At 71.3% G+C, this 25,023-nt stretch carries 23 protein-coding genes; 11 read left to right on the top strand and 12 right to left on the bottom strand.

Annotated elements, in window-relative coordinates:
• Positions 1-104: 104 nt before the first annotated feature.
• From AB0C82_RS19975 to AB0C82_RS19965, 3 genes are all read left to right on the top strand, one after another.
• Positions 105-1,886, top strand: coding sequence for an IucA/IucC family protein (locus AB0C82_RS19975; protein WP_362843569.1), 1,782 nt, complete (start codon positions 105-107; stop codon positions 1,884-1,886).
• Positions 1,883-3,085 (top strand): type III PLP-dependent enzyme, encoded by a 1,203-nt coding sequence (locus AB0C82_RS19970; protein ID WP_362843566.1) that lies wholly within the window; start codon positions 1,883-1,885, stop codon positions 3,083-3,085. Before AB0C82_RS19975 ends, AB0C82_RS19970 begins: the two co-directional genes overlap by 4 nt.
• A gap of 78 nt (positions 3,086-3,163) precedes the next feature.
• Positions 3,164-3,961 carry a helix-turn-helix transcriptional regulator gene (locus tag AB0C82_RS19965; RefSeq protein ID WP_362843563.1) on the top strand — a complete coding sequence of 266 codons (798 nt, stop codon included), beginning with the start codon at positions 3,164-3,166 and terminating at the stop codon, positions 3,959-3,961.
• Here AB0C82_RS19965 and AB0C82_RS19960 read toward each other — a convergent pair.
• From AB0C82_RS19960 to AB0C82_RS19935, 6 genes are all read right to left on the bottom strand, one after another.
• Positions 3,951-4,364 carry a hypothetical protein gene (locus tag AB0C82_RS19960; RefSeq protein ID WP_362843560.1) on the bottom strand — a complete coding sequence of 138 codons (414 nt, stop codon included), beginning with the start codon at positions 4,362-4,364 and terminating at the stop codon, positions 3,951-3,953. The two genes, AB0C82_RS19965 and AB0C82_RS19960, sit on opposite strands and share 11 nt — an antisense overlap.
• A 139-nt stretch (positions 4,365-4,503) precedes the next feature.
• Positions 4,504-4,767, bottom strand: a complete 264-nt coding sequence (locus AB0C82_RS19955) for a helix-turn-helix transcriptional regulator (protein ID WP_362843557.1) — start codon at positions 4,765-4,767, stop codon at positions 4,504-4,506.
• Entirely contained in the window at positions 4,767-5,264 is a 498-nt protein-coding gene (locus AB0C82_RS19950) for a DUF2975 domain-containing protein (RefSeq protein WP_362843554.1), read from the bottom strand. Before AB0C82_RS19950 ends, AB0C82_RS19955 begins: the two co-directional genes overlap by 1 nt.
• A gap of 143 nt (positions 5,265-5,407) precedes the next feature.
• A complete protein-coding gene (locus AB0C82_RS19945; RefSeq protein ID WP_362843551.1) occupies positions 5,408-6,295 on the bottom strand; it encodes an adhesin in 888 nt (295 codons plus the stop codon).
• Between the two features lie 105 nt (positions 6,296-6,400).
• Positions 6,401-8,173, bottom strand: a complete 1,773-nt coding sequence (locus AB0C82_RS19940; RefSeq protein ID WP_362844209.1) for an MFS transporter — start codon at positions 8,171-8,173, stop codon at positions 6,401-6,403.
• A gap of 264 nt (positions 8,174-8,437) precedes the next feature.
• Positions 8,438-10,984 carry a serine hydrolase gene (locus tag AB0C82_RS19935; protein ID WP_362843548.1) on the bottom strand — a complete coding sequence of 849 codons (2,547 nt, stop codon included), beginning with the start codon at positions 10,982-10,984 and terminating at the stop codon, positions 8,438-8,440.
• Between the two features lie 194 nt (positions 10,985-11,178).
• Here AB0C82_RS19935 and AB0C82_RS19930 point away from each other — a divergent pair, with 194 nt between their 5' ends.
• The 3 genes from AB0C82_RS19930 (at position 11,179) to AB0C82_RS19920 (ending at position 13,394) form a co-directional block, all read left to right on the top strand.
• On the top strand, positions 11,179-11,898 hold the full coding sequence (locus AB0C82_RS19930) for a GPP34 family phosphoprotein (protein ID WP_362843545.1): 720 nt from the start codon (positions 11,179-11,181) through the stop codon (positions 11,896-11,898).
• 208 nt (positions 11,899-12,106) lie between these two features.
• The gene (locus tag AB0C82_RS19925; RefSeq protein ID WP_362843542.1) at positions 12,107-12,964 is read left to right on the top strand and encodes a helix-turn-helix transcriptional regulator; all 858 of its coding nucleotides are present in this window, start codon (positions 12,107-12,109) and stop codon (positions 12,962-12,964) included.
• A gap of 223 nt (positions 12,965-13,187) precedes the next feature.
• Entirely contained in the window at positions 13,188-13,394 is a 207-nt protein-coding gene (locus AB0C82_RS19920; RefSeq protein ID WP_362843539.1) for a DUF397 domain-containing protein, read from the top strand.
• A 132-nt stretch (positions 13,395-13,526) separates the two neighbouring features.
• Here the strand turns inward: AB0C82_RS19920 and AB0C82_RS19915 are convergent, their stop codons facing one another.
• Positions 13,527-14,366: a hypothetical protein gene (locus AB0C82_RS19915; RefSeq protein WP_362843537.1), complete on the bottom strand. Its 840-nt coding sequence runs from the start codon at positions 14,364-14,366 to the stop codon at positions 13,527-13,529.
• Positions 14,367-14,445: 79 nt separating this feature from the next.
• Here AB0C82_RS19915 and AB0C82_RS19910 point away from each other — a divergent pair, with 79 nt between their 5' ends.
• Both AB0C82_RS19910 and AB0C82_RS19905 read left to right on the top strand, forming a co-directional pair.
• Entirely contained in the window at positions 14,446-15,228 is a 783-nt protein-coding gene (locus AB0C82_RS19910; protein WP_362843534.1) for an SDR family oxidoreductase, read from the top strand.
• 349 nt (positions 15,229-15,577) lie between these two features.
• Positions 15,578-17,155, top strand: a complete 1,578-nt coding sequence (locus AB0C82_RS19905) for a sodium:solute symporter family protein (protein ID WP_362843531.1) — start codon at positions 15,578-15,580, stop codon at positions 17,153-17,155.
• 72 nt (positions 17,156-17,227) lie between these two features.
• Here AB0C82_RS19905 and AB0C82_RS19900 read toward each other — a convergent pair whose 3' ends face one another.
• The 3 genes from AB0C82_RS19900 to AB0C82_RS19890 all read right to left on the bottom strand — a co-directional run bounded on the left by AB0C82_RS19900 (position 17,228) and on the right by AB0C82_RS19890 (position 20,234).
• On the bottom strand, positions 17,228-18,343 hold the full coding sequence (locus AB0C82_RS19900; RefSeq protein ID WP_362843528.1) for an ADP-ribosylglycohydrolase family protein: 1,116 nt from the start codon (positions 18,341-18,343) through the stop codon (positions 17,228-17,230).
• Between the two features lie 211 nt (positions 18,344-18,554).
• Positions 18,555-19,028: a carboxymuconolactone decarboxylase family protein gene (locus tag AB0C82_RS19895; RefSeq protein WP_362843526.1), complete on the bottom strand. Its 474-nt coding sequence runs from the start codon at positions 19,026-19,028 to the stop codon at positions 18,555-18,557.
• Between the two features lie 102 nt (positions 19,029-19,130).
• Positions 19,131-20,234, bottom strand: a complete 1,104-nt coding sequence (locus AB0C82_RS19890; protein WP_362843523.1) for an alkene reductase — start codon at positions 20,232-20,234, stop codon at positions 19,131-19,133.
• A gap of 110 nt (positions 20,235-20,344) precedes the next feature.
• On the opposite strand from AB0C82_RS19890, the gene AB0C82_RS19885 reads away from it, so the two are divergent.
• A complete protein-coding gene (locus tag AB0C82_RS19885) occupies positions 20,345-20,728 on the top strand; it encodes a MerR family transcriptional regulator (protein ID WP_362843520.1) in 384 nt (127 codons plus the stop codon).
• Positions 20,729-20,778: 50 nt separating this feature from the next.
• On the opposite strand, the gene AB0C82_RS19880 is transcribed toward AB0C82_RS19885, so the two are convergent.
• Entirely contained in the window at positions 20,779-23,361 is a 2,583-nt protein-coding gene (locus AB0C82_RS19880; RefSeq protein ID WP_362843517.1) for a bifunctional FO biosynthesis protein CofGH, read from the bottom strand.
• A gap of 118 nt (positions 23,362-23,479) precedes the next feature.
• Here AB0C82_RS19880 and AB0C82_RS19875 point away from each other — a divergent pair, with 118 nt between their 5' ends.
• Positions 23,480-24,178, top strand: coding sequence for an HAD family hydrolase (locus tag AB0C82_RS19875; RefSeq protein ID WP_362844206.1), 699 nt, complete (start codon positions 23,480-23,482; stop codon positions 24,176-24,178).
• Between the two features lie 56 nt (positions 24,179-24,234).
• Complete coding sequence (locus AB0C82_RS19870) at positions 24,235-24,396, top strand: hypothetical protein (protein ID WP_362843514.1); 162 nt, start codon at positions 24,235-24,237, stop codon at positions 24,394-24,396.
• 19 nt (positions 24,397-24,415) lie between these two features.
• On the opposite strand, the gene AB0C82_RS19865 is transcribed toward AB0C82_RS19870, so the two are convergent.
• Positions 24,416-25,009, bottom strand: a complete 594-nt coding sequence (locus tag AB0C82_RS19865) for a TetR/AcrR family transcriptional regulator (protein WP_362843511.1) — start codon at positions 25,007-25,009, stop codon at positions 24,416-24,418.
• Positions 25,010-25,023 lie beyond the last annotated feature (14 nt).

Below are 25,023 nucleotides of genomic sequence, written 5' to 3'. Positions count from 1 at the left end.
CGTCGGTACCGCCGTGCCCGTGGGGAGAGCGGTGCCGACCACCGCTCTCCCCACCCCGGTACGCCGCTCCCCCGCATCCGCACCCACACCCGCTGGAGCCGTTGATGTCACTGCCCACCGGCACCGCCCGCGCACACCTCTCGTCACCGGCGGATCTCCCCGGCGCCGACCAGGCCGTGGCGCACACCCTGCTGAACTGTCTGCTCCGTGAGGTCTCGGGGCCCGAGCACCAGACGGCCGTCGTCGACCGCCATCTCCTGCTGCGGCTGCCCCGGCGCGGCGTGCTGCTGCGCGTGGCCCTGCGCCGCACCTCGCTCCTGGGATCCCACCGCTTCCGCGGCCCGGTCTCCGAACGGCACGAGGACGGCTGGAAGGAGGTGGACTGGCTCCGCCTCGCCGAGCACACGCACGCCGAACTCTCCCTGCGTACGGGGGTGGCCAACGACGAGTTCCTTGCACAGGTCCGCTCCAGCCACGAGGGGGTGTCCGCCGCCCTCGCCGCGCCCCGGCCCCCTTCGGCCGCCACGAGCAGCGCCCTCGCCACGTATCTGGCCTCCGAGCAGTCCCTCCTGTTCGGTCACCGCTTCCACCCCACGCCGAAGGCCCGGACCGGCGACCCGGCCGCGTGGTCCTCGTACGCCCCCGAGGCCGCCGCCTCCTTCCCGCTGCGGATGCTCGCCGTGCGCGACCATCTGATCGCCGAGGAATCGGCCGGCGCCGGGGCCACCGACCCGCTCGACCGGCTCCACCCGGTACCCCAGGGCTACCGGCTGCTGCCCGTGCACCCCTGGCAGTACGAGCTGCTGCGCGAACACCCCGCGCTCCGCGAACGCCTCGGCCGTGGCGACCTCCTCGACCTCGGCCCCGGATCGGAACCCTTCACGGCCACGGCGTCCGTCCGCACCCTGTACAACGGCGACACCTTCCTCAAGTTCAGCCTCAACATCCGCATCACCAACTGCCTGCGCAAGAACTCCAGTTACGAGCTCTCCGGCGCCGTGGCCCTGACCCGCGTCCTGGCGCCGGCCCTCGACGGGCTCGCCACGCGCTTCCCCGGCAGCGCGATGCTCCGCGAGCCCGCGTACCGCAGCCTGGCGCTGCCGGGACCGGACGGGCGGCCCGACCTCGGACTCCTGGAGGGCTTCGGCGTCATCGTCCGCGAAGGGCTGGCCGAACGCCTGCTGCCCGGGGCGACTCCGCTGCTCGCGGGGGCCGTCGCCGACGAGTTCCCGACCGGCCCCGGCCACATCTCCCGGCTGCTCGACGGCGGCGGGCCGCAGGCCGCGCTCGGCTGGTGGGCGGCCTACCTCCGGCTGCTGCTGCCGCCCGTCCTGGCCGCGTACTTCGACCACGGCCTCGTACTGGAACCGCACCTCCAGAACGTCCTCGTCTGCGTCGACGCCGACGGACTCCCCGTCCAGGTGCTCTTCCGCGATCTGGAGGGCACCAAGCTCCTGCCCGAGTTCCACGCCGGAACGCTCGCATCGCTCCCGCCCGAGGTCGCGGGCCCGCTCACGTACGACGCGCAGCGCGGCTGGGACCGGGTCGTCTACTGCCTGCTCGTCAACCACGTCTCCGAGCTGCTGGCCGCCCTCGCCGACCTCCACCCGGAGACCGAGACGGCGCTCTGGGCCCAGGTGCGCACCACCCTCCGGGAGTACGCCGACGAGCACGGCTGCCCGCCCCGCCTGAGCGCCCTGCTGGCCGGTGTGCCGCTGCCCGCCAAGGCCAACCTGCTCACCCGCTGGGGGCGCCGGGCCGACCGCGAGGCCCCCTACGTCCGTCTCCCCTCGCCCCTCGGGCCCGTCCGGCAGACCCTGGCCCCGGAGCAGCTCTCCACAACCACCCGTCCCGACTGCCTCGCCGCCCCCAGGAGTGACCGATGACGCCACCCACCCCCGCCGTTCGCGCCCACTCCCTGGCCCTCGCCGGGGACGAGCTGCCCGCCTACCTCTATGACCTGGCCGCCCTGCGCGCCCACGCGGCGGAGGTACGGGCGGCGCTGCCCGAGCGCGTCGAGCTGTACTACGCGGCGAAGGCCAACCCCGAGCCCGAGGTCCTGGTGGCCCTGCGGCCCTACGTGGACGGGTACGAGGTCTCGTCCGGCGGCGAGCTGGCCCATGTGCGCGAGGCCGTTCCCGGGCGGCCACTGGCCTTCGGCGGACCCGGCAAGACACCGGCGGAGATCGCCGCGGCCCTGGATCTCGGCGTGGAGCGCTTCCACGTGGAGAGCGAGCACGAACTGCACCTGCTGGCGCACCTCGCACGGCTGCGAGCGCCCGACGCCCGGATCGCGGTCCTCCTGCGCTTCAACCTGCCGCTAGCGGCCGGGACGCTGGAGGGCAGCGCGCTGGCCATGGGCGGCCGTCCGACCCCCTTCGGCCTCGACCCCGGCCAGGCGGACACCGCCGTCCGTCTGCTCACCGACGGCACCTACCCGCACCTCGAACTGCGCGGGGTTCACGCCCACCTGGCGAGCGGCCTCGACGCACCCGAACAGCTCGCGGTGGCCGATTCGGTCGTCTCCTGGGCGCTCGCCCTGGCGGGGCGTCACGGCGTCCCCCTGCCCGAGGTGAACGTCGGCGGCGGCATGAACGTCGACTACACCCGCCCCGGCGACCGCTTCGACTGGGCCACGTACGGCAAGGGCCTCGGCGCCCTCACCGAGGCCCACCCGGGGCTGCTGCTGCGGATCGAGCCGGGCCGGGCCCTCACCGCCTACTGCGGCTGGTACGCCACCGAGGTGCTGGACGTGAAGCGGAGCCACGGCGAGGAGTTCGCGGTCGTACGCGGCGGCACGCACCACCTGCGCACCCCGGCCGCCAAGAGCCACGACCAGCCGTGCGCCGTGCTCCCCGTGGACACCTGGCCCCATCCCTGGCCTCGCCCCGAGGCGCGGCAGGGCACCGTGACGCTGGCCGGCCAGCTCTGCACCCCGAAGGACGTGCTGTCCCGCTCCGTCCCCGCGCCCGGGCTCCGGGCCGGCGACCGGGTCGCCTTCGCGCTCACCGGCGCGTACGCCTGGAACATCTCGCACCACGACTTCCTGATGCACCCCCGGCCAGGCTTCCACTTCCTGGGGTAGCGCCGACGCCCGGCCGGCCCCCGCCGATCACCGCCGTACCGCTACTGCCCCGCACCCGTGCCCGGCTACGGTGAGCGCATGACCACAACTGTCGCGGCCGACACGGGAGTAGGGCCTCTGCTGCGGGGCTGGCGCGAACGCCGCCGTCTCAGCCAACTGGAGCTCGCACTGCGCGCGGACTCCTCGGCCCGGCACATCAGCTTCGTCGAGACGGGCCGCTCGCGCCCCAGCCAGGAGATGATCCTGCGGCTGGCCGAGCACCTGGACGTCCCGGTCCGCGAGCGCAACTCCCTGCTGCTGGCGGCGGGATACGCACCCACCTACCCGGAGACCCCGCTCGACGACCCGGCGCTGGACACCCTGCGCGCCGGTCTGCTGCGGCTGCTCACCGGATACGAGCCGTACCCGGCGCTCGTGGTGGACGCCACGTACAACGTGGTCGCCGCCAACAACGGCATGGCGATGATCCTGGAGGGCGTCCCGGAGCGGCTGCTCGCCCCGCCGCTCAACGCGATGCGCCTGACCCTCCACCCGGAGGGCCTGGCGCCGAGGATTCGCAATCTGCGGGAGTGGCGTGGCCACCTCCTCGCCCAGATGGAGCGTCAGATCGCCCTGGCCCGCTCCGACGCGCTGCGCGAGTTGTACGAGGAGGTGTCGGCGTATCCGGTGCGGGACGCCGGCGTGGAGCCGGCGGAGCCGGTCCCGTACTTCGCACTGCCGCTCCGGATCGAGCACGACGGCCGGGTGCTGTCGTTCATCTCGTCGATCTCGACGTTCAACACACCCATGGACGTGACGGTGGCCGAGCTGGCCATCGAGACGTTCCTGCCGGCGGACCGGGAAACGGCCGCGTACCTCCGCTCGCTCAGCGCCTGAGCCGCAGGGCGCCGAACTGCAGGGCCGCGAACCCTCCGACGGTGGCCGCCTGCATCAGCCCCCACACCGCACCGGCCGTGGTCGGCGTGAGCCAGAGGGCGAGTGCGGCGATGCTCGCCACGGCCCAGACGAGGTTCGCCTCGATCACGAGGCGGGTGAGGAAGGCGGAGGGCTCGCGCCGGGTGGCGAGCCGGCCGACGGCGGCGGCGAAGGCCAGGAGGAAGGCGCCGAGCAGGAGCAGCAGCGTCCGGTCGACGCCCAGCAGGCGGCCGAGCGGCCCGGACGCGGCCACGTAGGCGAGGCCGTTGACTCCGGTGACCACTGCGTCGAGCGCGAGGAACCGGCGGAGCATCGTGAGCGGCTCGGCTGTGCGGGCCAGGCCGGAGAGGGTGGTCACGGACATGGGAATCAGGCCTCCATCGGGGACGTACACGCTGGTCGGGGGCCGGATCCCGAGGCGGGGTAAGCCGCCTCGGAACCCGGTGTGACCACCATGCCGCTCGCCTCGGAACGGGTCGATTACCCCGGAGGTAATGAGCGCCTCAGCGGTCCGCGGCCTCCTGCGCACCCTCGTCGGCCTCGGCCTCCGTCGCCGTCTCCGCCTCCGCCTCCCACCGCAGCAGGTCTCCCGGCTGGCAGTCGAGCACCTCGCAGAGCGCGGCGAGTGTCGCGAAGCGCACGGCCTTGGCACGGCCGTTCTTGAGCACCGCCAGGTTGGCCGGGGTGATCCCGACGCGGTCGGCCAGCTCACCGACGGACAGCTTCCGACGGGCCAGCATCACGTCGATGTCGACGACGATCGGCATCAGATCACCTCGTCCAGCTCGGCCTTCATCCGGGCCGCCTCGACATCGCGCGCGACCGCCTGCGCGAGCAGCATCCGCAGGACGAGCACGATGAGCGCCACCCCGAGGACCGCCAGCCCGGCCCCGCCGAGCAGCAGGACGATTCCGGGCGCCACGGCCTCACCCGGGGCCAGCACGACTCCGAGCGTGAACACCAGGAGGGCGGCCGCCACGAAGGCGCCGATGATGACGTGTACGTACCGGAAGGCGGCATCGGAGAACACCGTCCCGAGCCGCACCATCGTCACCAGCCGCCACACGCAGACCAGGACGACCTGGGCCGTCAAGACACCCAGCACCACGATCACCAGGAACGGCGCGCGCAGGTACGCGTAGTCCTCGTTCAGCCCGTCCAGGTCGGCGGCGAGCAGCGGCACCATCACCGCCTCAACGAACACCGAACCGGCGAGCAGCACCACGAGCACCGCCCGCAGTGCGAGCACAGTCAGCTTCCCCATCACGTCTCCCTCGATCGACCCACGATCGAAATCTATCGAGAAACGATAGGTTCGGCAAGGTGAGATCCGAGAGCGGGCTCCGGCCGCACAGGCCGGAAGCAGGAGTCACCGAGAGACGGGAACCGTTCAGAGGCAGGAACCGCTCAGAGACAGGCGACCTTCAGCTGGGCGGCCGCGTGATGCGCTCCGGCCAGTTCCTCGTCGCCCCAGTCGCGGCCCCGGTCGATCAACTGCACAGCGATGACGGGCCCCTTCACCGGGTAGCTCCCCACGTCGACCGGTGTGCCTCGGTGCTCGGTCTGGCGCACGGCGAAGCCCGTGTAGGCGGAGTCCGTGTCCTCGGGGTCGGAGAGCACCCGGTAGAAGGTGGGGGCGCCCGCCACATCGCGCTCCCGGTCGCTGCTCGGGACGAAGACGGTCAGCGCGCACTCCTGGAAGCCCTTGCCCAGGTGCCAGGACCAGAGGGCGGTGCCGCCCCTGTCCTCGTCGGGGCTGCCGGACATCGGGACCGCGGTGAACCGCCCGTCGCAGGAACCGTCCTCGGAGCCGCCGGAGTCGACGGTGTACCAGCCCGCGTCCCCGTTCTCGAAGCGTCCGTATTCGCGGTACACCCCCGTCGAGCAGCCGGGACCCGCCCACGCCGTGTAGCGGTAACGGGGGCTCTCCGGCGGCGGCTCCGTACCGTCGGGCGGCACCTCGGTGCCCTGTTCGATCAGGCTCGGCGCACCGCCCACGGGATCGGGCAGGGCATCGGCCCGGCCGGCCGTGTCCGGGCGGCCCCCACCGAGCTCCGCGCGGTCCGCCGACGCGAGGAACGAGACGACGGTGACCAGACCGCCCGCCGCCACCACGATCCCCGCCGCCAGCAGCACCTTGCGCCGCACCGGCAGGGTGGACACCCGGCCGGTCATCGTCTCTCGCGCGATCCACGAACCGTCCCCGGCCGTGGAGCGGGCCACGGATCCGCAGCCGGTACAGACCATCCCCGGCAACGCGCCCCGCCGTTCACTGCCGCAGTGTTGGCACCTCATGGCATGACACCTTGCCAGGGGCGTGGGCCCGGAGGGAGACATCGTGCGCAATTTACTTGCCCGAGCTGCATCACGCGGCCCGGGTCACCGCACGGGCGGACCGCCTCAGCCCAGTTCCTCGGGGCACGGCGTGCCTGGCCGGAACTGGTACGGGGCGGCCAGCCGGTACACACCCGGCCCGGGCGCGAGCAGTTCGGTCCACTCGTCGCCCTCCAGGTCCTCCTCCACCTTGATCAGGCAGCCGTGCAGGTTCTCGAAGGACTTCTCGGCGTCCCCGTCCTGCTCCGAACGGCGCTTGGACTCCTCGGTCTCCTGCGGGCGCTCGACGCTCCGGCCCTCGTCGTCGACCAGGGCCAGCCAGGGCGAGTACGGGATCCGGATCAGCACCCTGCCCGCCGCCTGCACGCGGATGGTCAGCTTGTCGGCCCCCGCCCGCTCCACCGTGGCGGGCGGATCGGCCATCGGCGCCGGGTCGAGGACGCGGTAGAGCGTCCAGTTGGCGTCGCCCCAGATCTCCTTCAGATACGGCTGGCCCTTCGCCACCAGCGCCGCCTCCTGCACCGCCCCGCTGGAGTCCGGTGAACCCTCGGGCAGCACGACGTAGTGCACGGCCCAGCGGTCCAGCCACTGGCGGTAGTTCACGGCGTTCAGCGTGTCGTCGTAGAAGATCGGGTTGCGTTTCATGTCGGCCTGACGGTTCCAGCCGCGGGCCAGATTGACATAGGGCGCGAGCGCGGACGCCTCCCGGTGGCTGCTCGCCGGCACCACTTCGACCCGGCCCCGTTCGGCCCGCGCCCGCTGGAGCTGATTGACCAGCGGGGCCAGTTCCCGGCTCCAGGAGGCGGTGGGGGCGGTACGCACTATGTCGTCGACGCCCTTGAAGCCGATCCAGAAGTTCAGCCCCACGAAGGCCAGCACGAGGGCGTACCAGCGGCGGCTGCGCGGCGCCGTGTACGGCAGCGCCGCGAGCAGGACGACCCCGGCGAAGAGCATCGCCATGCGCGACACGTTCGAGCCGATCTGGGAGTCGACCACGTACGTCAGGAGGGTCCCCACGCCGTACACGGCGGCGGCGGTGCGGACCGAGGCCCAGTCCTTCGGCACCAGTACGAAGACGAGGACCGAGAAGAGGAACGGCAGCGACAGCGTCCCGACCGACATCGGCTGCGTACCGGAGAACGGGAACAGCCACGAGGACAGCGCCACCACGAGGACCGGCGCGAGCCCCAGTGCGTACGCGCCCGGCCGCCGCTTGTTCAGGAACAGGGCGGCCGCCACCACTCCGAGGAACAGCCCGGCGACGGGGCTGCCAGCGGTGGCCAGCCCGGCCAGGGGCGCGGCGACGGCCGCCTTCGCCCAGCGCCTGTAACGCCAGCGGTGCGGCCAGCAGAAGACGGCGGCGACCGCTCCCAGCGCGAACATCATGCCGAGGCCGAACGTCACACGCCCCGAGAGGGCGTTGCACAGGTACGCGAAGGCCCCGGCGAGCGAACAGGCCACGGGATTGCGGACGGCCCGCACCCGCACCAGGATCAGCGCGGTGAGCGCCGCCGACACCGTGCCGACGATCATCATCGTCGTCCGGACGCCGAGGAGGGACATGAGGTAGGGAGACACCACGCTGTACGAGACGGGGTGCATACCCCCGTACCAGGCGAGGTTGTACGCGGTGCCGGGATGACGGCCCACAAACTCGGCCCAGGCGTCCTGCGCGGCGATGTCGCCGCCACTGTTCGCGAAGAAGAAGAACCACAGGACGTGGGTGACCGCGGCGGCAGCCGTCGCGATCGTCACAGGGTGACGGAGCAGGCGCTGCCGGCGGGTCAGGAGTGGCGGGGCGGCCACGGGCTCGGGGGTGCGCGGAGGAGGAAGCGGTATTCGCGTGGCACCACTGCTGCTCGTAACGCTTCCCTCGCCACCGTTCACTCCGGTGACACGGTCCGTCGCACGGCCGGGTCTCGGCTCCGCGGTGGTCACTACGGCTCTCTCCCCGTCCTCCGCCGGCCCCGTACTTCCTCAAGGACGCCGTCCAGGGGCCTTGAGTTGCCTGGGGACGCTAACACGTACCCCGGGCGGGCAGGAGGCGCCGGTGGCGGCGCCTCCTCCTCCACTTCGTCCGCGCCGCGCGGCGGACGGCGAGCGTCAGCCGATGCGCGTCAGCTTGTCGGCGAAGGCCGGCTCCGTGAGATCGCCCTGGAGGGCGACGGGCGCACTGACCTTGCCGACACCGGTGCCGACGGTCACCATGCCGACCTCCGTACCGGCCGCCGCGGTGTGGGAGATCCCCTTGCCGCTGTCCGTGACCGACAGTTCGACCTCCAGGCCCGACCAGCCGACGGCCTTCAGGTTCTTGGTGGCGACGACGGGCGTGCTGCGGCCGAAGCCGTCGTCCACGTACCCGACGACGTCACCCTTCTTCACGACGGTGGCCGAGGTGACGGCCTCCTGCGAGTCCTGGATCAGCTTGAGCCCGTTGGTCAGTGACAGCGCGAGGCTGTCGTAGAGCCGGCCCGTGCCCGCCTGCTGGCCCATGACGACGCCGTAGATCCGGTGCGTCTTGCCGTCCACGACCGTGTTCGCGGACCACAGCAGGCATCCGCCGGCAGGGGTGGAGGAACCCGTCTTGATGCCGCTCACGCCCGGCTCCAGCAGGAGCGTGTTGTTGTTGTAGATCTTGGTGTCGATGCCCTCGATGTCGACCTCGGGCATGTCCACGATCTTGCGGAACACCTCGTTCTGCATGACCGCCTGGGCCAGCTTCAGCTGGTCGTCCGCGGTGGAGACGGTGGTCTTCTCCAGCCCGCTCGGGTCCGTGTACGTGGTCCCGGTCATCCCCAGGTCCTTGGCCGCGTCGTTCATCTTGGCGACGAACTCGGCCTCGGTCGGGGAGTCCCAGCGTGCGAACAGGCGGGCGGCGTTGTTGCCCGACGGGATCATCAGGAGCTGGAGCAGGTCGCGCTGGCTGAGCTGCTGCCCCTTCTTGAGCGGGGCCGTCGACTCGTCCGTCAGCTTGGACTCGTCCTCGGCGCGCTGGTCCACGGTGATGGTCTCACCGGGCTCGTCACCCTTGAGCGGGTGCTCGCGCAGGACGACGTACGCGGTCATGACCTTCGCGACGCTGGCGATCGGGGCGGGCTTCTGCGCCCCTTCGGAACCGAGCGAGCCCACACCGTCGACGATCACCGCGGACTGCCCCTGGCCGGGCCAGGCGAGATCCAGCGCGTCACCCTTGAAGGTGTACGCCGACTCCGCCGTCAGCCTCAGTTCGGGCGTCGGCAGCGGGCGCACCATCTGCGCGATCGCAAAGATGATCACCGCGAGCAGAAGCAGCGGTGTCCAGATCTTGACCCTGCGGACCGCGGTGCGGACCGGGGTCTCCTCCGGCGGAGGAGTGTTCGTCAGTTCGGCGAGGAGGTCGAGCGGCGGCTTGGGCGGCAACGGCTGCTGCCGGGTCCGCTCGGCGCCGCCGAGCGCCGGGGCGGGTGCCTCGGCGGCCGTCGGCGAGGCGGCCCAGCTCGGGGCCGCGGGACGACCGGGGCCGTCCTTCCTGCCCGGCGTGACGTCCGGGGTGACCGTGGGCCCGATGGCGGAAGCGGCGGCCGGACGCACGTCGTCGGAGCGCAGCGGCACGAAGGTGCTGGTGCGCTCGGCGGCCGACTCGGGCTTCGACGCGTCGGGCTTCGACGCGTCGGGCTTCGACGCGTCGGGCTTCGACGCGTCGGGCTTCGACGTCTCCGGCTTCGACGTCTCCGGCTTCGACGTCTCCGGCTTCGACGTCTCCGGCTTCGACGTCTCGGGCTTCGACGTCTCGGGCTTCGGCGGGAGGATCTTCAGCGCGGTGGTCGGCTGGTCGACCCGCGGAGGCTTGACCGCCTTGAAGACCGCCGTCGGCTGATCGACGCCCCGCCGCTCCTCCACGGGGCCGGCGGGCTCGGCGGGCTCGGCGTCGTCGCCGGACTTCGCAGACTCCGCGGACGCTGCCGGCCTGGGCAGCCTGGCGGGCTCGGCGTCGTCGGCCGGATCGTCGTCCGCGGGCTCAGCGGGCACGGCGGCCTCAGCCGGCTCGGGAGCCTCGTCGGCGTCGGCATCCGCATCGTCGTCGTCGGCGGCGGACTCATCGGAGTCGGCAGGGGTGTCGTCGGCGTCGTCGCCGGACGTGGCCGGATCCGTCGGCTCGTCGGCATCCCCGGACACGTCCGGCTCCGTGAGCTCGTCGCGACTCCTGGGCACCCGGGGCTCGTCCGGATCGGCGTCCGCGTCCGAAGGCGCGTCCGCAACCGGAGCCTTCGACTCACCGTCGTCCTCGCCGCCGCTCGCGACCCACGCGGCGACCGCCGCGCGCAACCGCGAGTCGTCAGGTTCGGGGCCGGCGTCCGGCTCTGCGTCCGGCTCAGCCGTCACCGCAGCCTCAGCGGCCTCGTCGGCGTCCGAAGGCGCCCCGGGCTCACCTGACGGCGTGGAGCCCGCCTCGGGGCCGTCCACGGCGCCTCCCGAACCCACGGAACCTTCCGCACGGCTCTCCGCGTCTTCGTCCGCGGCCGCCTTGGGGGTCTGCGTACGGAACACCGCCGTCGCGTCGTCCGCCGGAGCGGCCGGTTCACGGAACACGGCGAGTCGCGGATCACGTTCCTCCGGAGCCGTCCCCGAAGACGTCCGCTGCTCCGATTTGTCGGGGGACTCGCCCGCCACCGATGCCTCCTCCATGCGCTGCGGGAGCAACCCCGCGCTGTCCGAACCATCTACCAGTGTCCTGTGTGAACCCCTGGCCGGACTGCTAGACGAGAACGACATACCTACTGGTTCCCGTACATAGCACCCAGGCGCTCTCGACAGACCAATGTGAGAGGGGTCACCCTGTCACTCATCCACGCGGGGAGGCATGGATGGGCAGGAGCCGCAGAACAATTCCGGAGGAGCTTCTGCTGCTCGCTCTGGACCCGACCACGGGTACCACAGCGCAGCCGCAGTCGCTCGACCTCGGCCTGGCCGGGGCACAGCTAGTAGAGCTGGCTCTGGCAGGACGGATAGCCCCTGACGGGGATCGTATCGCCGTGGTGATGCCACGGCCGACAGGAGATCCGACTCTGGACTCCGCACTGGAACTGCTGCGCCGTCGCGGCAGCCCGGTCCGGGCCGTCCACTGGATTGGCGGGCCCCGGCTGGGGCTGCGCCAGATCTACCTCGCTCATCTGGAGCGGTGCGGCATGGTTCATGCCGTGGCGGGCCAGATGTGCGGAGTGCTGCCGACGACTCGCTACCAGGCGACGGACACGGCAATCAGCCGGGACATCAGAAACCGGCTGGACAGCGCGATCCGCACCGGCGTACCGCCGGACCCGCGGACCGCGGCGCTCGCCGCTCTGGCCCACGCGGTCGGACTCGGCAAGCACCTGTACCCCGGGAACGAGGGGCGCTCATCGCGCTCCCGGCTCCGGGACCTGATCAGGCACGACCCCATGGGCGGACTCGTGGCACATGCCGTGATGGACGTCCAGAACGGGGTGGCCGTACAGCCACGCCGTACCCAGCAGGCGGCAGGCGTGCCGTTGCAGCCAGGGGCGCAAGCGCGCCGCGGCAGCATGGCGCACACCTCCGTCCACTGACCGCGCAGACGACCGCGCGGACAACCGAATACCGCCGCACCGACGTCCCCACAGACCCGGTTCGGGAGCCGCACCACGCGCGGGGCAGCCGGTCCACCGGCTGCCCCGCGCGCCTGCGTGTGGCCATTTCCCAGCGCGCCCGTGGTCATGGGTGGCAATCTGCTGAGCAGTAGATACGCACAGCTACATAGCCGGAGGTGCACTTTCCGTGCCTGCCAACGTCAATCCCACCGTCAGGCGACGCCGGTTGGGCCAGGAACTGCGCCGCCTGCGCGAGATCAAGGGCATGACGGCCGAGGAGGTGGCGGAGCGCCTGCTGGTCTCGCAGTCGAAGATCAGCCGCCTGGAGAACGGCCGCCGCTCCATCAGCCAGCGAGACGTCCGCGACCTCTGCGGGGTGTACGAGGTCGAGGACCACCGCGTCGTCGACTCGCTCATGCAGATGGCCAAGGACTCCCGCCAGCAGGGCTGGTGGCACGCGTTCGGGGACATCCCGTACAGCGTGTACATCGGCCTGGAGACCGACGCGGAGTCCTTGCGGGTGTACGAGCCCCAGGTCGTACCGGGCCTGCTGCAGACCCGGCAGTACGCCGAGGCGCTGATCAACGGCGCCCTGCCGGAGTCCGCGCCCACCGACATCGAGAAGCGGGTCAGCGTCCGGGCCCGCCGGCAGGACCGGATCAACGCGCCGGAGCAGCCGCTGCGTCTCTGGGCCGTCATCGACGAGTCCGCGCTGCGCCGGATGGTCGGCGGCAAGCAGGTGATGATCGACCAGCTGGAGCACCTCATCGAGCAGTCCAGCCTGCCCCATGTGACCGTGCAGGTACTGCCGTTCAGCATGGGCGCGCACCCCGGCATCAACGGGCAGTACGCCATTCTGGAATTCCCGGACGCCGCGGACTCCAGCGTGGTCTACATCGAGGGCGTCACCAGCGACCTGTACCTGGAGAAAGCCAATGATGTGCAGCGATACAGCGTCATGTACGAGCACTTGCGCGCACAGGCGCTGAATGTGGAACAGACCCGGGAGTTCATCAGCGGGATCGCCAAGAGTTACACCAGCTGATTCCAGTCACACCGTGACGTCTGTTTTGTGAGAAATACGGTATGCCTGGTGAGGGGTGGCGGCACACTACACTGCCGTCACCTCTCGGCGGAAGACTCACAGGGGATATGCCATCCGGTCGAGTGAATGGCTCCGACACGCAGGGAAGTTGGCGAGTAGCGTCGATCACGCCAACAGGAACGCGGTTCGTTCCGCTCGCACAACTCTCTGAACCGGAGTGAAAATGGCTATTTTTCAGGGCGCTACGGACATGTGGACGAAGTCCTCGTACTCGGGCGGCAACGGCGCGTGCGTCGAGGTCAAGTCCCCGCTCACGCAGGCCATTGCCGTGCGCGACTCGAAGGCTCCCGAGGGCCCCTCGCTCACCTTCGTGTCCGGTGCGTGGAATGCCTTCGTGCGGGATGTCGCAACGGGCGTTGCAGACGCCTGACCGGTGCTGCCCGCAGAACCAGGCGCATCAACGACTGGAGCCCTCTCGACTGGTCCGCCGTCCTGGCCGAGAGGGCTCGGCCCAACCGGCCGTCACCGTGACCGCCGCTGCCGACACATCAGCTGACGGGCGTCAGCGCAACTGATCCACGTACCGGTCCGTCCCCGGCACGGTGGGAATGAACGGTGCCACCAGCTCGACCCGCCCCAGGCCCGACGCGGCGACCGCCCCGTCGAGCCCCGTGAAGTGCTTCGCCCAACAGGCACGCGGGTCCTCCTGGAGGAACCACAGCAGGGTCAGCCGGGTGTCCACCCCCTCGACCTGCTTCACATAGGTCATCCGGTCCCCGGGCAGTGGCGTGGGACGGAAGACCGTCACCATCGCCGCCGGTGACCCGGCGAGCCGCTTCGGCAGATGCCGGGAGCGCAGCCACTCCAGCAGCTCCGCGCGCCGCTCCGGCCCCTCGGCGTCGACGACCTGGAGCACGAGCCCCGCGTACGGATGGTCGAGCGCGTGGAAGTCACGTGGTCCCGCGGCCCCGTCCCGGTAGACGGTCGCCTCGTGGTCCTGGAAGGCCGTGAAGACGTGGGTGCGGTCCTGGTAGACCCGCCCGTCCCGGTTGAGCCGCTTGTTGATCCCGACGGTCCACTTCATGTGCTCGTCGTAGCGCCCCTCCGTCACCCAGTACGTGGACAGGTAGCACCCGGCTCCGACGGGCCGGGCCACCGCGGACTCCTCCGGGTAGCGCAGCTCCTGGAGCTCCCGGGTGGCGACCCAGCGCCGGCCGGCGGACATCCAGGGCATCGCCATCGCGCCGGCGTAGAAGTGGTCGTCCTCGTACCAGCGGTTGTACGCGTACTCGTGGCCCGGGTGCGGCTCGACCATGGTGATCAGCGCGTGCCCCGGGTGGACTCCGTACGGCCCCACCGCCGCCAGCTCCGCGTACACGTCGCTCCGCGTGCCCTCGCTCATGCCGTTCCCCTTCCCTGCTTCGCCAGGGCGTCCTACTCTGACGCTCCGTCAGAAGAACTGCCAGAGCCGGGAGGCGCCCATGTTGCTCACGGGGAAGACCGTCGTCGTGTCGGGTGTGGGCGCCGGACTCGGGCATCAGGTCGCCGCGGCCGTCGTGCGGGACGGGGGCCGCGCGGTGCTCGGGGCGCGTACGGCGGCGAACCTCGCCAGGACGGCCGCCGGGGTCGACCCGGCGGGCCTGCACACGGCCGCCCTGCCGACCGACATCACCGACGAGGAGCAGTGCGAGGCGCTCGCCGCGCTCGCGGTCGATCGGTTCGGGGGAATCGACGCGGTGGTCCACGTGGCCGCCCTGGACACCCACTTCGGGGGCCTGGAGGACGCCGACTTCGCCGCCTGGCAGTCGGTGCTCGACGTCAATCTGCTCGGGACGCTGCGGATGACGAGGGCCTGCCTGCCCGCACTGAAGGAGCGCGGCGGCGCGGTGGTCATCATCGGGACGCAGTCCTCGGTGGCCGCCCCGACACAGGTGCGGCAGGCGGCGTACGCGGCCTCGAAGGGCGCGCTGACCTCGGCGATGTACTCACTGGCACAGGAGCTGGGACAGCACCGGATCCGGGTGAACACGGTGCTGCCCGGCTGGATGTGGGGGCCGCCGGTGCAGGCGTACGTGAAGTTCGCCGCGCACACCGGGGGCGTGACCGAGAAGGAGGTGCTGGCCGGCCTCACCGCGCGCATGGCGCTGCCCGAGCCGGCCACCGACGGGGACGTGGCGGAGGCCGTGGTGTTCCTGGCCTCCGACCGGGCCCGGTCGATCACCGGGCAGTCGCTTCTGGTCAACGCCGGAGAGCTGATGCGCTGACAGCAGGGACAGTTCTCCTCCTAGCCAGGCCGCACGGGACCCGCATCCCGTGCGGCCTCGTCGTACGTGCTCACCCAAGACGGGCTTCCGGCCTCTGCACAGCCTGACGAAGTGCGTGCCCATCGTGTGGCCGCTGTGAGGTGCGCAACAACGCCTAGCCAGGTCAAGAACAAGTAAAATCGTTCGGCTTGCTGATTCGCGTTCATATTTCTGATCGTGGGCACACCTTGACCGGGGACCCGAACAGACGGTTCAATCCCCGAAGTCCCCGCTCCCGCACGGGGTCACCGCTGAGCGGCCGTACTGACGAAGCGCGTTCCCGTTCACAAGGCGGACCCCTGGAGGGGGCATGAACAGTCTCGACTGGGCCGTGCTCATCGGCTACTTCGGTGTGATGGTCGCGATCGGACTCTGGTCGCACAAGCGCGTCGACAACGTCAGCGACTTCTTCACAGCCGGCGGCAAGATGCCGTGGTGGCTCTCGGGCATCTCGCACCACATGTCCGGCTACAGCGCGGTGATGTTCACCGGGTACGCGGGTATCGCGTACCAGTACGGCGTCACGTCCTTCGTGACGTGGTCGCTGCCGATCGCCATAGGCATCGGCATCGGCGCGAAACTCTTCGCGCCCCGGCTCAACCGGCTGCGCTCGCGACTGCACGTCGCGTCCCCGCTCGAATATCTCAAGACCCGCTACAACATCCAGACCCAGCAGGCGCTGGCCTGGTCCGGGCTGCTCCTGAAGATCGTGGACGTCGGCGCCAAGTGGGCGGCCATCGCCACGCTTCTCTCCGTCTTCACGGGCATCACCCTCACGCAGGGCATCTTCATCACCGGTGCCATCACGGCCGTCTACTGCACGGTGGGCGGACTGTGGGCGGACGCGCTCACCGAGCTCGGCCAGTTCATCATCCAGCTCTTCGCCGGGCTCGCGATGCTGGTCATCGTCCTCAAGGAGCTGGGCGGCTTCAGCTCGCTGTGGACGGTGTGGGACAAGCTGCCCGAGGGCCACACGGACCCGACGGCGGGTCCGTACACGGTGACGTTCCTGCTGGCGTACCTGTTCATCAAGACGTTCGAGTACAACGGCGGCATGTGGAACCAGGCCCAGCGCTACATGGCCACGGACTCCCCGCGCTCGGCCACCCGTTCGGCCCGGCTCTCCGCGGTCCTGTGGCTCATCTGGCCGGTCGTCCTCTTCTTCCCGATGTGGGTGGCCCCGCTGCTCGTCGACGCGCAGAAGCCGGACGCCTCGGACTCGTACGCCCTGATGACCGAACAACTGCTGCCGCACGGGCTGCTGGGGCTGGTCGTCGTCGGCTTCTTCTCGCACACGATGGCCATGTGCTCCTCGGACGCCAACGCCATCGCGGCCGTCTTCACCCGTGACATCGCGCCGGTCTTCTCCAAGGCGGCGCGCACGTGGAGCAACCGCAGCGGCCTGATGGCGGCGCGACTCTCCACGCTCGCCTTCCTGGCCCTGTCGATGGCACTGGCGACGCAGATCAACTCGCCGACGTTCAAGGACATCATCTCGGTCGTCATCAAGTGGGTGGCCGGTCTGATGGGCCCGATCGCGATCCCGTTCATGCTGGGCCTGCTGCGCCGGTTCCGGAAGTCGGGGCCGACGGCGGCGCTCACCAGCTGGGCGGCGGGGCTGCTCGCGTTCTTCTTCACCAACTACAACCTCGACGGTTCGGTGAAGACGGATGTGGCACTCCAGTACCAGGTGGCCCTGCCGCTGGCGATCTCGCTGGTGCTCTACATCGTCATCGGCTTCATCAAGCCGGAGGACACACCGGAGCGCGACGCGGTCATCGAGCGGATCAACACGGACGGCGACGACGGGGGCGCGGCGGTCGGTGCGGGGATTCCCTCGCAGGCCGGCCCCGCCGACCCGGTGGTCCGTGGAGGCGTGAAGGACTGACCTGCCGGGCGACCGGAGGCGCGGGAGGAAGAGGAGGGGGTGGCGGGCCTGAGGGCCGCCACCCCCTCCTTGTCATCCGCGCGGGTAGCGGGCCAGCCAGCCGGCGGCGACGGCCGTCGGGCTGTGCAGGGCGGGGCCCTGGGTCATCTCCATCGCGAAGTCGTCGGCGAGCTGGAGGACGGTGGACCGGCCCTCCAGCTCGGCGAGCCAGGCCGGCGGCAGGGCGGTCTCACCGTGCAGCGCGCCGAGCAGGGCGCCGCAGACGGCCCCCGTGGACGCGGAGGGGCCGCCGTGGTTCACGGCGAGGCGCAGCCCGTGCCGGACGTCCTCGCCGACCAGGGCGCAGTACAGGGCCACGGCGAGGACGTCCTCGGCGGAGTCCGTCGCGCCCAGTGCCTCGATGAGGGCCGGTCCCGGGATGCCCTGCCGTACGGAGCCGAGGGCCTTCTTGAGGGCTTCGGTGACCGGCTCGTGGCCCGGACGCCCGGCGAGCAGGGCCAGCGCGTGCTGCACGGCCCCGTCCAGCGTCTCACCGCGCGCCAGTCCGTGGACGATCACGGCCAGGGCTCCGGCGGCGAGCTGGGCGGTGGCGTGGCCGTGGGTCTGGGCGGCGCACTCGACGGCCAGCTGGAGGACGAGTTGCGGCTCCCAGCCGACCAGGAGCCCGAAGGGTGCCGAGCGGGTGAGGGCGGCGGAGTCCCGTGCGGCGGGGTTCTTCGGCTGGTCGAGGGTGCCCATGACGGTGTCGCCGAAGCCGATGAGACATTCGCGGGTGGGGGCGCGGCGGGTGTACAGCCACTCCTCGCGGGCGAGCCAGCCGTCGTCCGCGCGGCGTTCGTCGGGACCCCAGTCACGCTGGGTCGCCGCCCAGCGCAGATGGGCGCGGTGCACGTCGGTGGGCGGGTGCCAGGCGCCGGTGTCGCGGCGGACCTGGGCGCGGATCAGCCCGTCGACGGTGAACAGGGTCAGCTGTGTGACGGCGGTGACGGCGCCTCGTCTGCCGTGCACGGGGACGAAGTCGGCGACGGCTTCGGCACCGTGGGCCTCGCGGATCTGCTCCAGCGTGAGCCCGGTGACACCCGCGCCGAGCGCGTCACCGATGGCGCCGCCGAGAAGGGCGCCGCGTACCCGGCTGCGGAAGTCCTGCTGTTCGACACGGCCCCAGACAGCTGTGGTCACTGTGCTCACCGTGCCCCTTCCCTCCGAATACCGGCGTGCGACTGCGCAAGCACTGTAATCGAACGGGTACGGCGTGATCAGGGGCGGAACGGAATGTACGGAGTAGCTCGCCGGAGCAGCTTTTGAACGGCATTCCCCATGGTTTTCCGGAATGGGAGACGTGCCCGGCCGGAACGCTTCCCGCGTTCCGGCCGGGCACTTCCCGTATCCGTTCCGGCCGTCAGCCGAACTGCCCGACCTTGTAGTCGCCCGCGGGCTGCTGAAGGATGACGTTCAGCCGGTTGTAGGCGTTGATGACGGCGATGAGCGACACCAGGGCGACGAGCTGCTCCTCGTCGAAGAACTTGGCGGCGTTCGCCCAGACATCGTCCGGGACGCCGCCCGCGGCGTCGGCGATGCGGGTGCCCTGCTCGGTGAGCTCCAGCGCGGCGCGCTCGGCATCGGTGAACACCGTGGCCTCCCGCCACACCGCGACCAGGTTGAGGCGCGTCGCGGTCTCCCCGCGGTGCGCGGCGTCCTTGGTGTGCATGTCGGTGCAGAAGCCGCAGCCGTTGATCTGGCTGGCGCGGATCTTGACCAGTTCCTGCGTCGTGGCCGGCAGTCCCGAATCCGTGACCGCCTTCCCCGCCATGTTGAAGTGCTTCATGAGGGTCGCGGCGAGCGGGCTGCCGAAGACGTTGAGACGCGCGTTCATGACGACTCCTGTGTGCCGTTGCTGATGCTTGTACCTCTTCGACGGAGGCGCCCGGCGCGATGTGACATGACTTGCCCGACGAAGGGCCCGATGTGACGGGCCTCACTCGACAACGGGCAGGGCGGGGTAGTCCGTGTAGCCCGTCTCCCCGCCCACGTACATCAGGTACGCGTCCCGCACCTGGTTCATCGGGGCGCCGGTGCGCATCCGGTGGATCAGGTCGGGGTTGGCGAGGAAGGGGCGGCCGAGGGCGATCAGGTCGGCTCCGGCGGCCAGGAGCCGTTCGCCGTGGCGGATGCCGCCGTCGTCGGGGATGCGGTCGGCCGGCAGCACGGGGTTGGCGATGAGCGTGCCCGGCCAGTCCTTCCGGATCTGCTGGAAGACGGGGTGGTCCGGGTCCGCGTACCCGAGGTGGACATAGGCGAGTCCGCTGTCCGCGAGGGCGGGGACGAGCGCCCCGTAGATCTCCTCGGTGTCGCCCTCCTCGATGCCGTTGACCGTGTTCCCCGGCGAGAGGCGCAGGCCGACACGGCCGGGGCCGAGCGCGCCGACGACGGCCTCGGCCACCTCGATCACGAAGCGGATGCGGCCGGCCGCGGAGCCGCCGTAGGCGTCGGTGCGCCGGTTGGTCCCCTGGGCCAGGAACTGATGCAGGAGGTGACCGTTCGCGCTGTGCACCTCGACGCCTTCGAAACCCGCCTCGATGGCGTTGCGCGCGGCCCCGGCGAAGTCCGCGACGGTGTTCTTGATGTCCTCGACGCTCATTTCCCGGGGGACGACGGAGGGCCGGAGGCCGGACGGGGTGTGGATCGTCTCCGGGAGCGGGACGGGCGAGGGGGCGACGGGTGTCAGCCCGCTGGTGTCGGGGTGCCCGACGCGACCGCCGTGCTGGATCTGGAGGAACATCAGGCCGCCCCGGGCCCGGACGGCCTCCGTGACGCGGCGCCAGCCCGCGACATGGCCGGGACCGTGGATCGCCGTGGTGTTCGGGTAGGTCCGGCCCACGGCGTTCGGTGCGGACGCCTCCGCGATGATCAGCCCGGCGGAGGCGCGCTGGGCGTAGTAGGTGGCCATGAGCGGGGTCGGTACGCCGTCGGCGGTGGCACGGCTCCGGGTCAGCGGGGCCATCACGAGCCGGTGGGGCAGGGTCAGGGGGCCGAGTCCGGCCGGTTCGAAGAGCTTCGGGGAAGCGGATGCGTCGGTCATGCCGTCACGGTAAGAATTGACACCGGTGTCAGGTTCAAGTCCGAGAGGGCTTCGGGTCCCGGCGGGCCACGGGTCCGAGGAGCCCGAGGCCCGAGAAGGCGAGGAATCCCGTGCGGATCGGTGAGCTGGCCAGACGTACGGGAGTGAGCGAGCGCTCCCTGCGCTACTACGAGACCCAGGGGCTGCTCACGGCCGACCGCACACCCGGCGGCCACCGGGACTACCCGGACGGCGCGGTCGACCGGGTGATCCGCATCCAGGAGTTCTACGCGGCCGGGCTGCGCAGCTCCAAGATCGCCCAGCTGCTTCCCTGCGTACGCGACGCGGACGGCGGCCCGTCGGCGATCGCCACCCCGCGTCTGGTCGGCGATCTCACCGTGGAACGTGAGCGCATCGACCGGATGATCGGCGAGCTGCTGCGTTCGCGGGAGGTGCTGGACGACGTGATCGCCACGGCTGCCGAGGAGCTCCCGGCCGAGCGCCGCGGTCGATGAGCCGGCCGCGCCGCCGGGCAGCGGCCCGGCAGCGCGCGGCCGGCCCCTTCTCAGCCGGGCAGCACCGGCAGCAGCTCCGGCAGATGACCGTCCGATGAGGCGGCTGCCTTGACGCGCTCCTCGGGCACCTCGCCGTACAGCGTCGTGCGGGGCTTCGCCGGCCGGCCCGCGAGGTCGGCGATGGCCACGAGGTCCTGGACGGAGCGGTACGAGCCGTAACTCGATCCGGCCATACGGGAGATGGTCTCCTCCATCAGGGTGCCGCCCACGTCGTTGGCGCCGGAGCGCAGCATCTCGGCCGCGCCCTCGGTGCCGAGCTTCACCCAGCTGGTCTGGATGTTGGTGATGTGCGGGTGCAGGAGGAGCCGGGCCATCGCGGTGACCGCGCGGTTGTCGCGGTCGGTCGGGCCCGGGCGGGCGATGCCCGCCAGGTAGACCGGCGCGTTGGTGTGGATGAACGGCAGTGTCACGAACTCGGTGAAGCCGCCGGTCTCCTGCTGGAGGTTCGCCAGCGTCCGCAGGTGTCCGAGCCAGTGGCGCGGCTGGTCGACGTGTCCGTACATCATGGTCGACGAGGAGCGCAGACCCACCTCGTGCGCGGTCCTGATGACCTCCAGCCAGGTGGCCGTCGGCAGCTTGCCCTTGGTCAGGACCCAGCGGACCTCGTCGTCGAGGATCTCGGCCGCCGTGCCGGGGATCGAGTCGAGACCGGCTTCCTTCGCGGCGGTCAGCCAGTCGCGGATGGAGAGTCCGGTGCGGGTGGCCCCGTTGACGACCTCCATCGGCGAGAAGGCGTGCACGTGAATGCCGGGGACGCGTTCCTTCACGGCCCGGGCGATGTCGAAGTAGGCCGTGCCCGGCAGGTCGGGGTGGATGCCGCCCTGCATGCAGACCTCGACCGCGCCGACGTCCCACGCCTGTGCGGCACGGTCGGCTACCTGGTCGAGCGAGAGGGTGTAGGCGTCGGCGTCCGTACGCCGCTGGGCGAAGGCGCAGAAGCGGCAGCCGGTGTAGCAGACGTTGGTGAAGTTGATGTTCCGCGTGACGATGTACGTGATGTCGTCACCGACCACGTCCCGGCGCAGCGCGTCAGCGATCCGGCACAGTTCGTCCAGCGCCTGGCCGTCCGCGTGCAGCAGGGTGAGCGCCTGGTCGTCGGTGAGCTTCGTCGGGTCGTCGGCGGCCTGGCTCAGGGCCTGTCGCACGTCGCCGTCGATGCGGGACGGCACCATGCCGGGGGCCGCCGCCTCGCGGAGGGCCTCCCAGTCCCCGTACACCTCGTCGAAGTCGTCACGCCGGTCGCCCGTGCGGCCCTCGGTGTCGATGGTGCGGTGCAGGTCGGTACGGCCGGACGCGTTGAAGCCCTCGTCGGGCTCCTGCCAGGGCAGCCCGGCGGGAATCGTCCCCTCCTTCGCGAGGCCCGTCTCCGGGTCGGCGAGGGCCCGTACGTGCGGGAGGAGCCGGGGGTCGAGCCACGGCTCGCCGCGCTGGATGAACTCCGGGTAGATGGTCAGCCGTTCACGGAGTCGGAAGCCGGACTCGGCCGTCCTCGCCGCGAGTTCCTCGATGTGGGGCCAGGGGCGTTCGGGGTTCACGTGGTCGGGGGTGAGCGGCGAGACGCCGCCCCAGTCGTCGATCCCGGCGCCGATGAGGAGGGCGTACTCGGCGTCGACGAGGTTCGGCGGGGCCTGGATGCGGGCGGACGGGCCGAGGATGTGGCGGGCGACGGCGATCGCCGCGGCCAGCTCCTCCAGCTCGGCGTCCGGCATTCCGCGCATCGCCGTGTCCGGCTTGGCGCGGAAGTTCTGCACGATGACTTCCTGGATGCCGTGGTAGGCGCGGGCCGTCTTGCGCAGCTCGAAGAGGGAGTCGGCGCGCTCCTCGTACGACTCGCCGATGCCGATCAGGATGCCGGTGGTGAACGGGACGTTGGACCGGCCCGCGTCCTCCAGCACCCGCAGCCGTACGGCGGGCTCCTTGTCCGGGGAGCCGTGGTGCGGGCCGCCGGGCTCGGACCACAGGCGGGTCGCCGTCGTCTCCAGCATCATGCCCATGGACGGCGCCACGGGCTTGAGCCGCTGCAGATCGGTCCACGTCAGCACGCCCGGGTTGAGGTGCGGGAGGAGACCCGTCTCCTCCAGGACACGGATCGCCATCGCCCGTACGTACGCGAGCGTGTCGTCGTACCCCTCGGCCTCCAGCCACTCGCGCGCTTCGGGCCAGCGGTCCTCGGGCCGGTCGCCGAGGGTGAACAGCGCTTCCTTGCAGCCCATCTCGGCGCCCTTGCGGGCGATGTCGATGACCTCGTCGGGCGAGAGGAACATCCCGTGGCCCTCGCGCCGCAGCTTTCCCGGCACCGTCACGAACGTGCAGTAGTGGCACTTGTCCCGGCACAGCCGGGTCAACGGGATGAAGACCTTGCGCGAGTACGTGATGACACCCGGCCGGCCCGCCGCGTCGAGCCCGGCGTCGCGCACCCGGGCGGCGGACCCGGCGAGATCCCGCAGATCGTCGCCGCGCGCCTGGAGCAGCACGGCGGCCTCGGTCACATCGAGGGCGACCCCGTCCCGCGCGCGCTTGAGAGCACGTCGCATGGCGTTGCTTGTCGGGCGTCCACTCTGATGATCGGTCATGGATCGAGCATACGAGCAAGGCTCGCGCGACGGTCGAGCCTTCCGGCAGGCCGCGGATACCCCGATTCCTGGCGCCTGGACCGATATGCCCTGCTTGCCCCGTAGGCTCGGCCCGGTGATGGAAACGATCGTCCTCGGTATCGGCGAAACACTCATCCGCGACGACCGCTACTGGGCGTCCTGGGCCAACTGGCTGGGCATCCCCCCGCACACACTCAGCGCGCTGGTCGGCGCGGCGGTCGTGCAGGGCGGCGAGGGTGCCGACGCGCTGCGGCTGCTGCGCCCCGGCATGGACGTCGCCGAGGCCGCGCACGCACGCGCGGCGGCCGGCCGGGGCGAGCACCTGGACGAGTCGGACCTCTATCCCGACGTCCGCCCCGCACTCGCCGAACTGCGCGCCCTGGGCCTCCGCGTCGTGATCGCGGGGAACCGGAGCGCACGCGCGGGTGAACTGCTGCGCGCCATGGACCTCCCGGCCGACCTGGTCGTCACCTCGGAGGAGTGGGGCGTCGCCAAACCGGACCCGGGCTTCTTCGCCCGCGTCCTGGACGCCGCGGAGGCCGACCCCCCGTCCACCCTGTACGTCGGCGACCATCCGGCCAACGACCTGTTCCCGGCCAGGTCCGCGGGACTGCGTACGGCCCACATCCGCCGAGGCCCGTACGGCCACTGGTGGGCCGAGCACCAGGACGTGACGGAGACGGCGGACTGGCACATCACGACCCTGACGGAACTCCCGTCCCTCCTCGGCGAACCCGTCACGGACAGGCCCGCGACCCAGGCCCCGGTGCGGACCCGGGCGCTGCGGTCGGTGTAGCCGCCGTACCGGCCCCCGGTCCGGAGCCCCGGCTCCGCCGTGATGGGATGCGGCACATGACAGAGCCGTCGCTGCGCGCCCGTGTGGAGCACTACTACGCCACCGTGCCCCTGGTGTTCGCCGAGGCCGAGGAGGCTGTCGCCCGCATCTACGCCCGGCTGGGCTTCCGCGCGGCGGGCACCACCCTGCTGATCGCCAACCAGCCCGCCCGCTCGTAACTGGCCGAGGGAGGGCCCGTCACGGGGCCAGCGACCGCCAGATCCGGTCCGGCAGGACGCGGGCCGCCTCGTCGAGGTCGACGTCGTCCATGCCCGAGAGCCACCGGCGGGCGACGGCCACGACCGGCCCGAGGACCAGCGATTCGATCAACGGCGTCGGCAGCGGCGCGAGTTCGCCGGACTCGATGCGCGGCTGGAGCCACTGGCCGAACGCCGAGAGCCGGGCCTCCTGCGTATCGCGGATCTCCTTGGCCCGGGTCATGGTGTGCTGGTCGGCCGTGGAGGAGTGCAGGAGCAGCGCGGCGTCCCGGTGTTCCTCGACGAAGGCCAGATAGGCACGCACGAGACCGTGGATGGCCCCCTGCGTGGTGCGGGCCTCCTGCAGGGCCACCAGCAGCTGCCCCAGCAACCGGCTGAGCCAGCGGTGCATCAGCTCGGCGACGAGGCCGTCGATGCTGCCGAAGTGGTGGTACAGGCTGCCCAGGCTGACACCGCTGGCCTTGGTGATCGCGCCGACCGTGATGCCCCGCTCGCCCTCGGCACCGTAGAGGCGCAGAGCGGCGTCGAGGAGCAAGTCGGCAGTCACCGCGCCGCGTTGCTGTTTGGGGCTCATGGAGATCCTTACCG

The organism is Streptomyces sp. NPDC048560 (genome assembly GCF_040650955.1).
GTDB lineage: Bacteria > Actinomycetota > Actinomycetes > Streptomycetales > Streptomycetaceae > Streptomyces.
The sequence above is the reverse complement of the archived record's forward strand: the minus strand, read 5'-3'. Positions and strand labels throughout refer to the sequence as shown.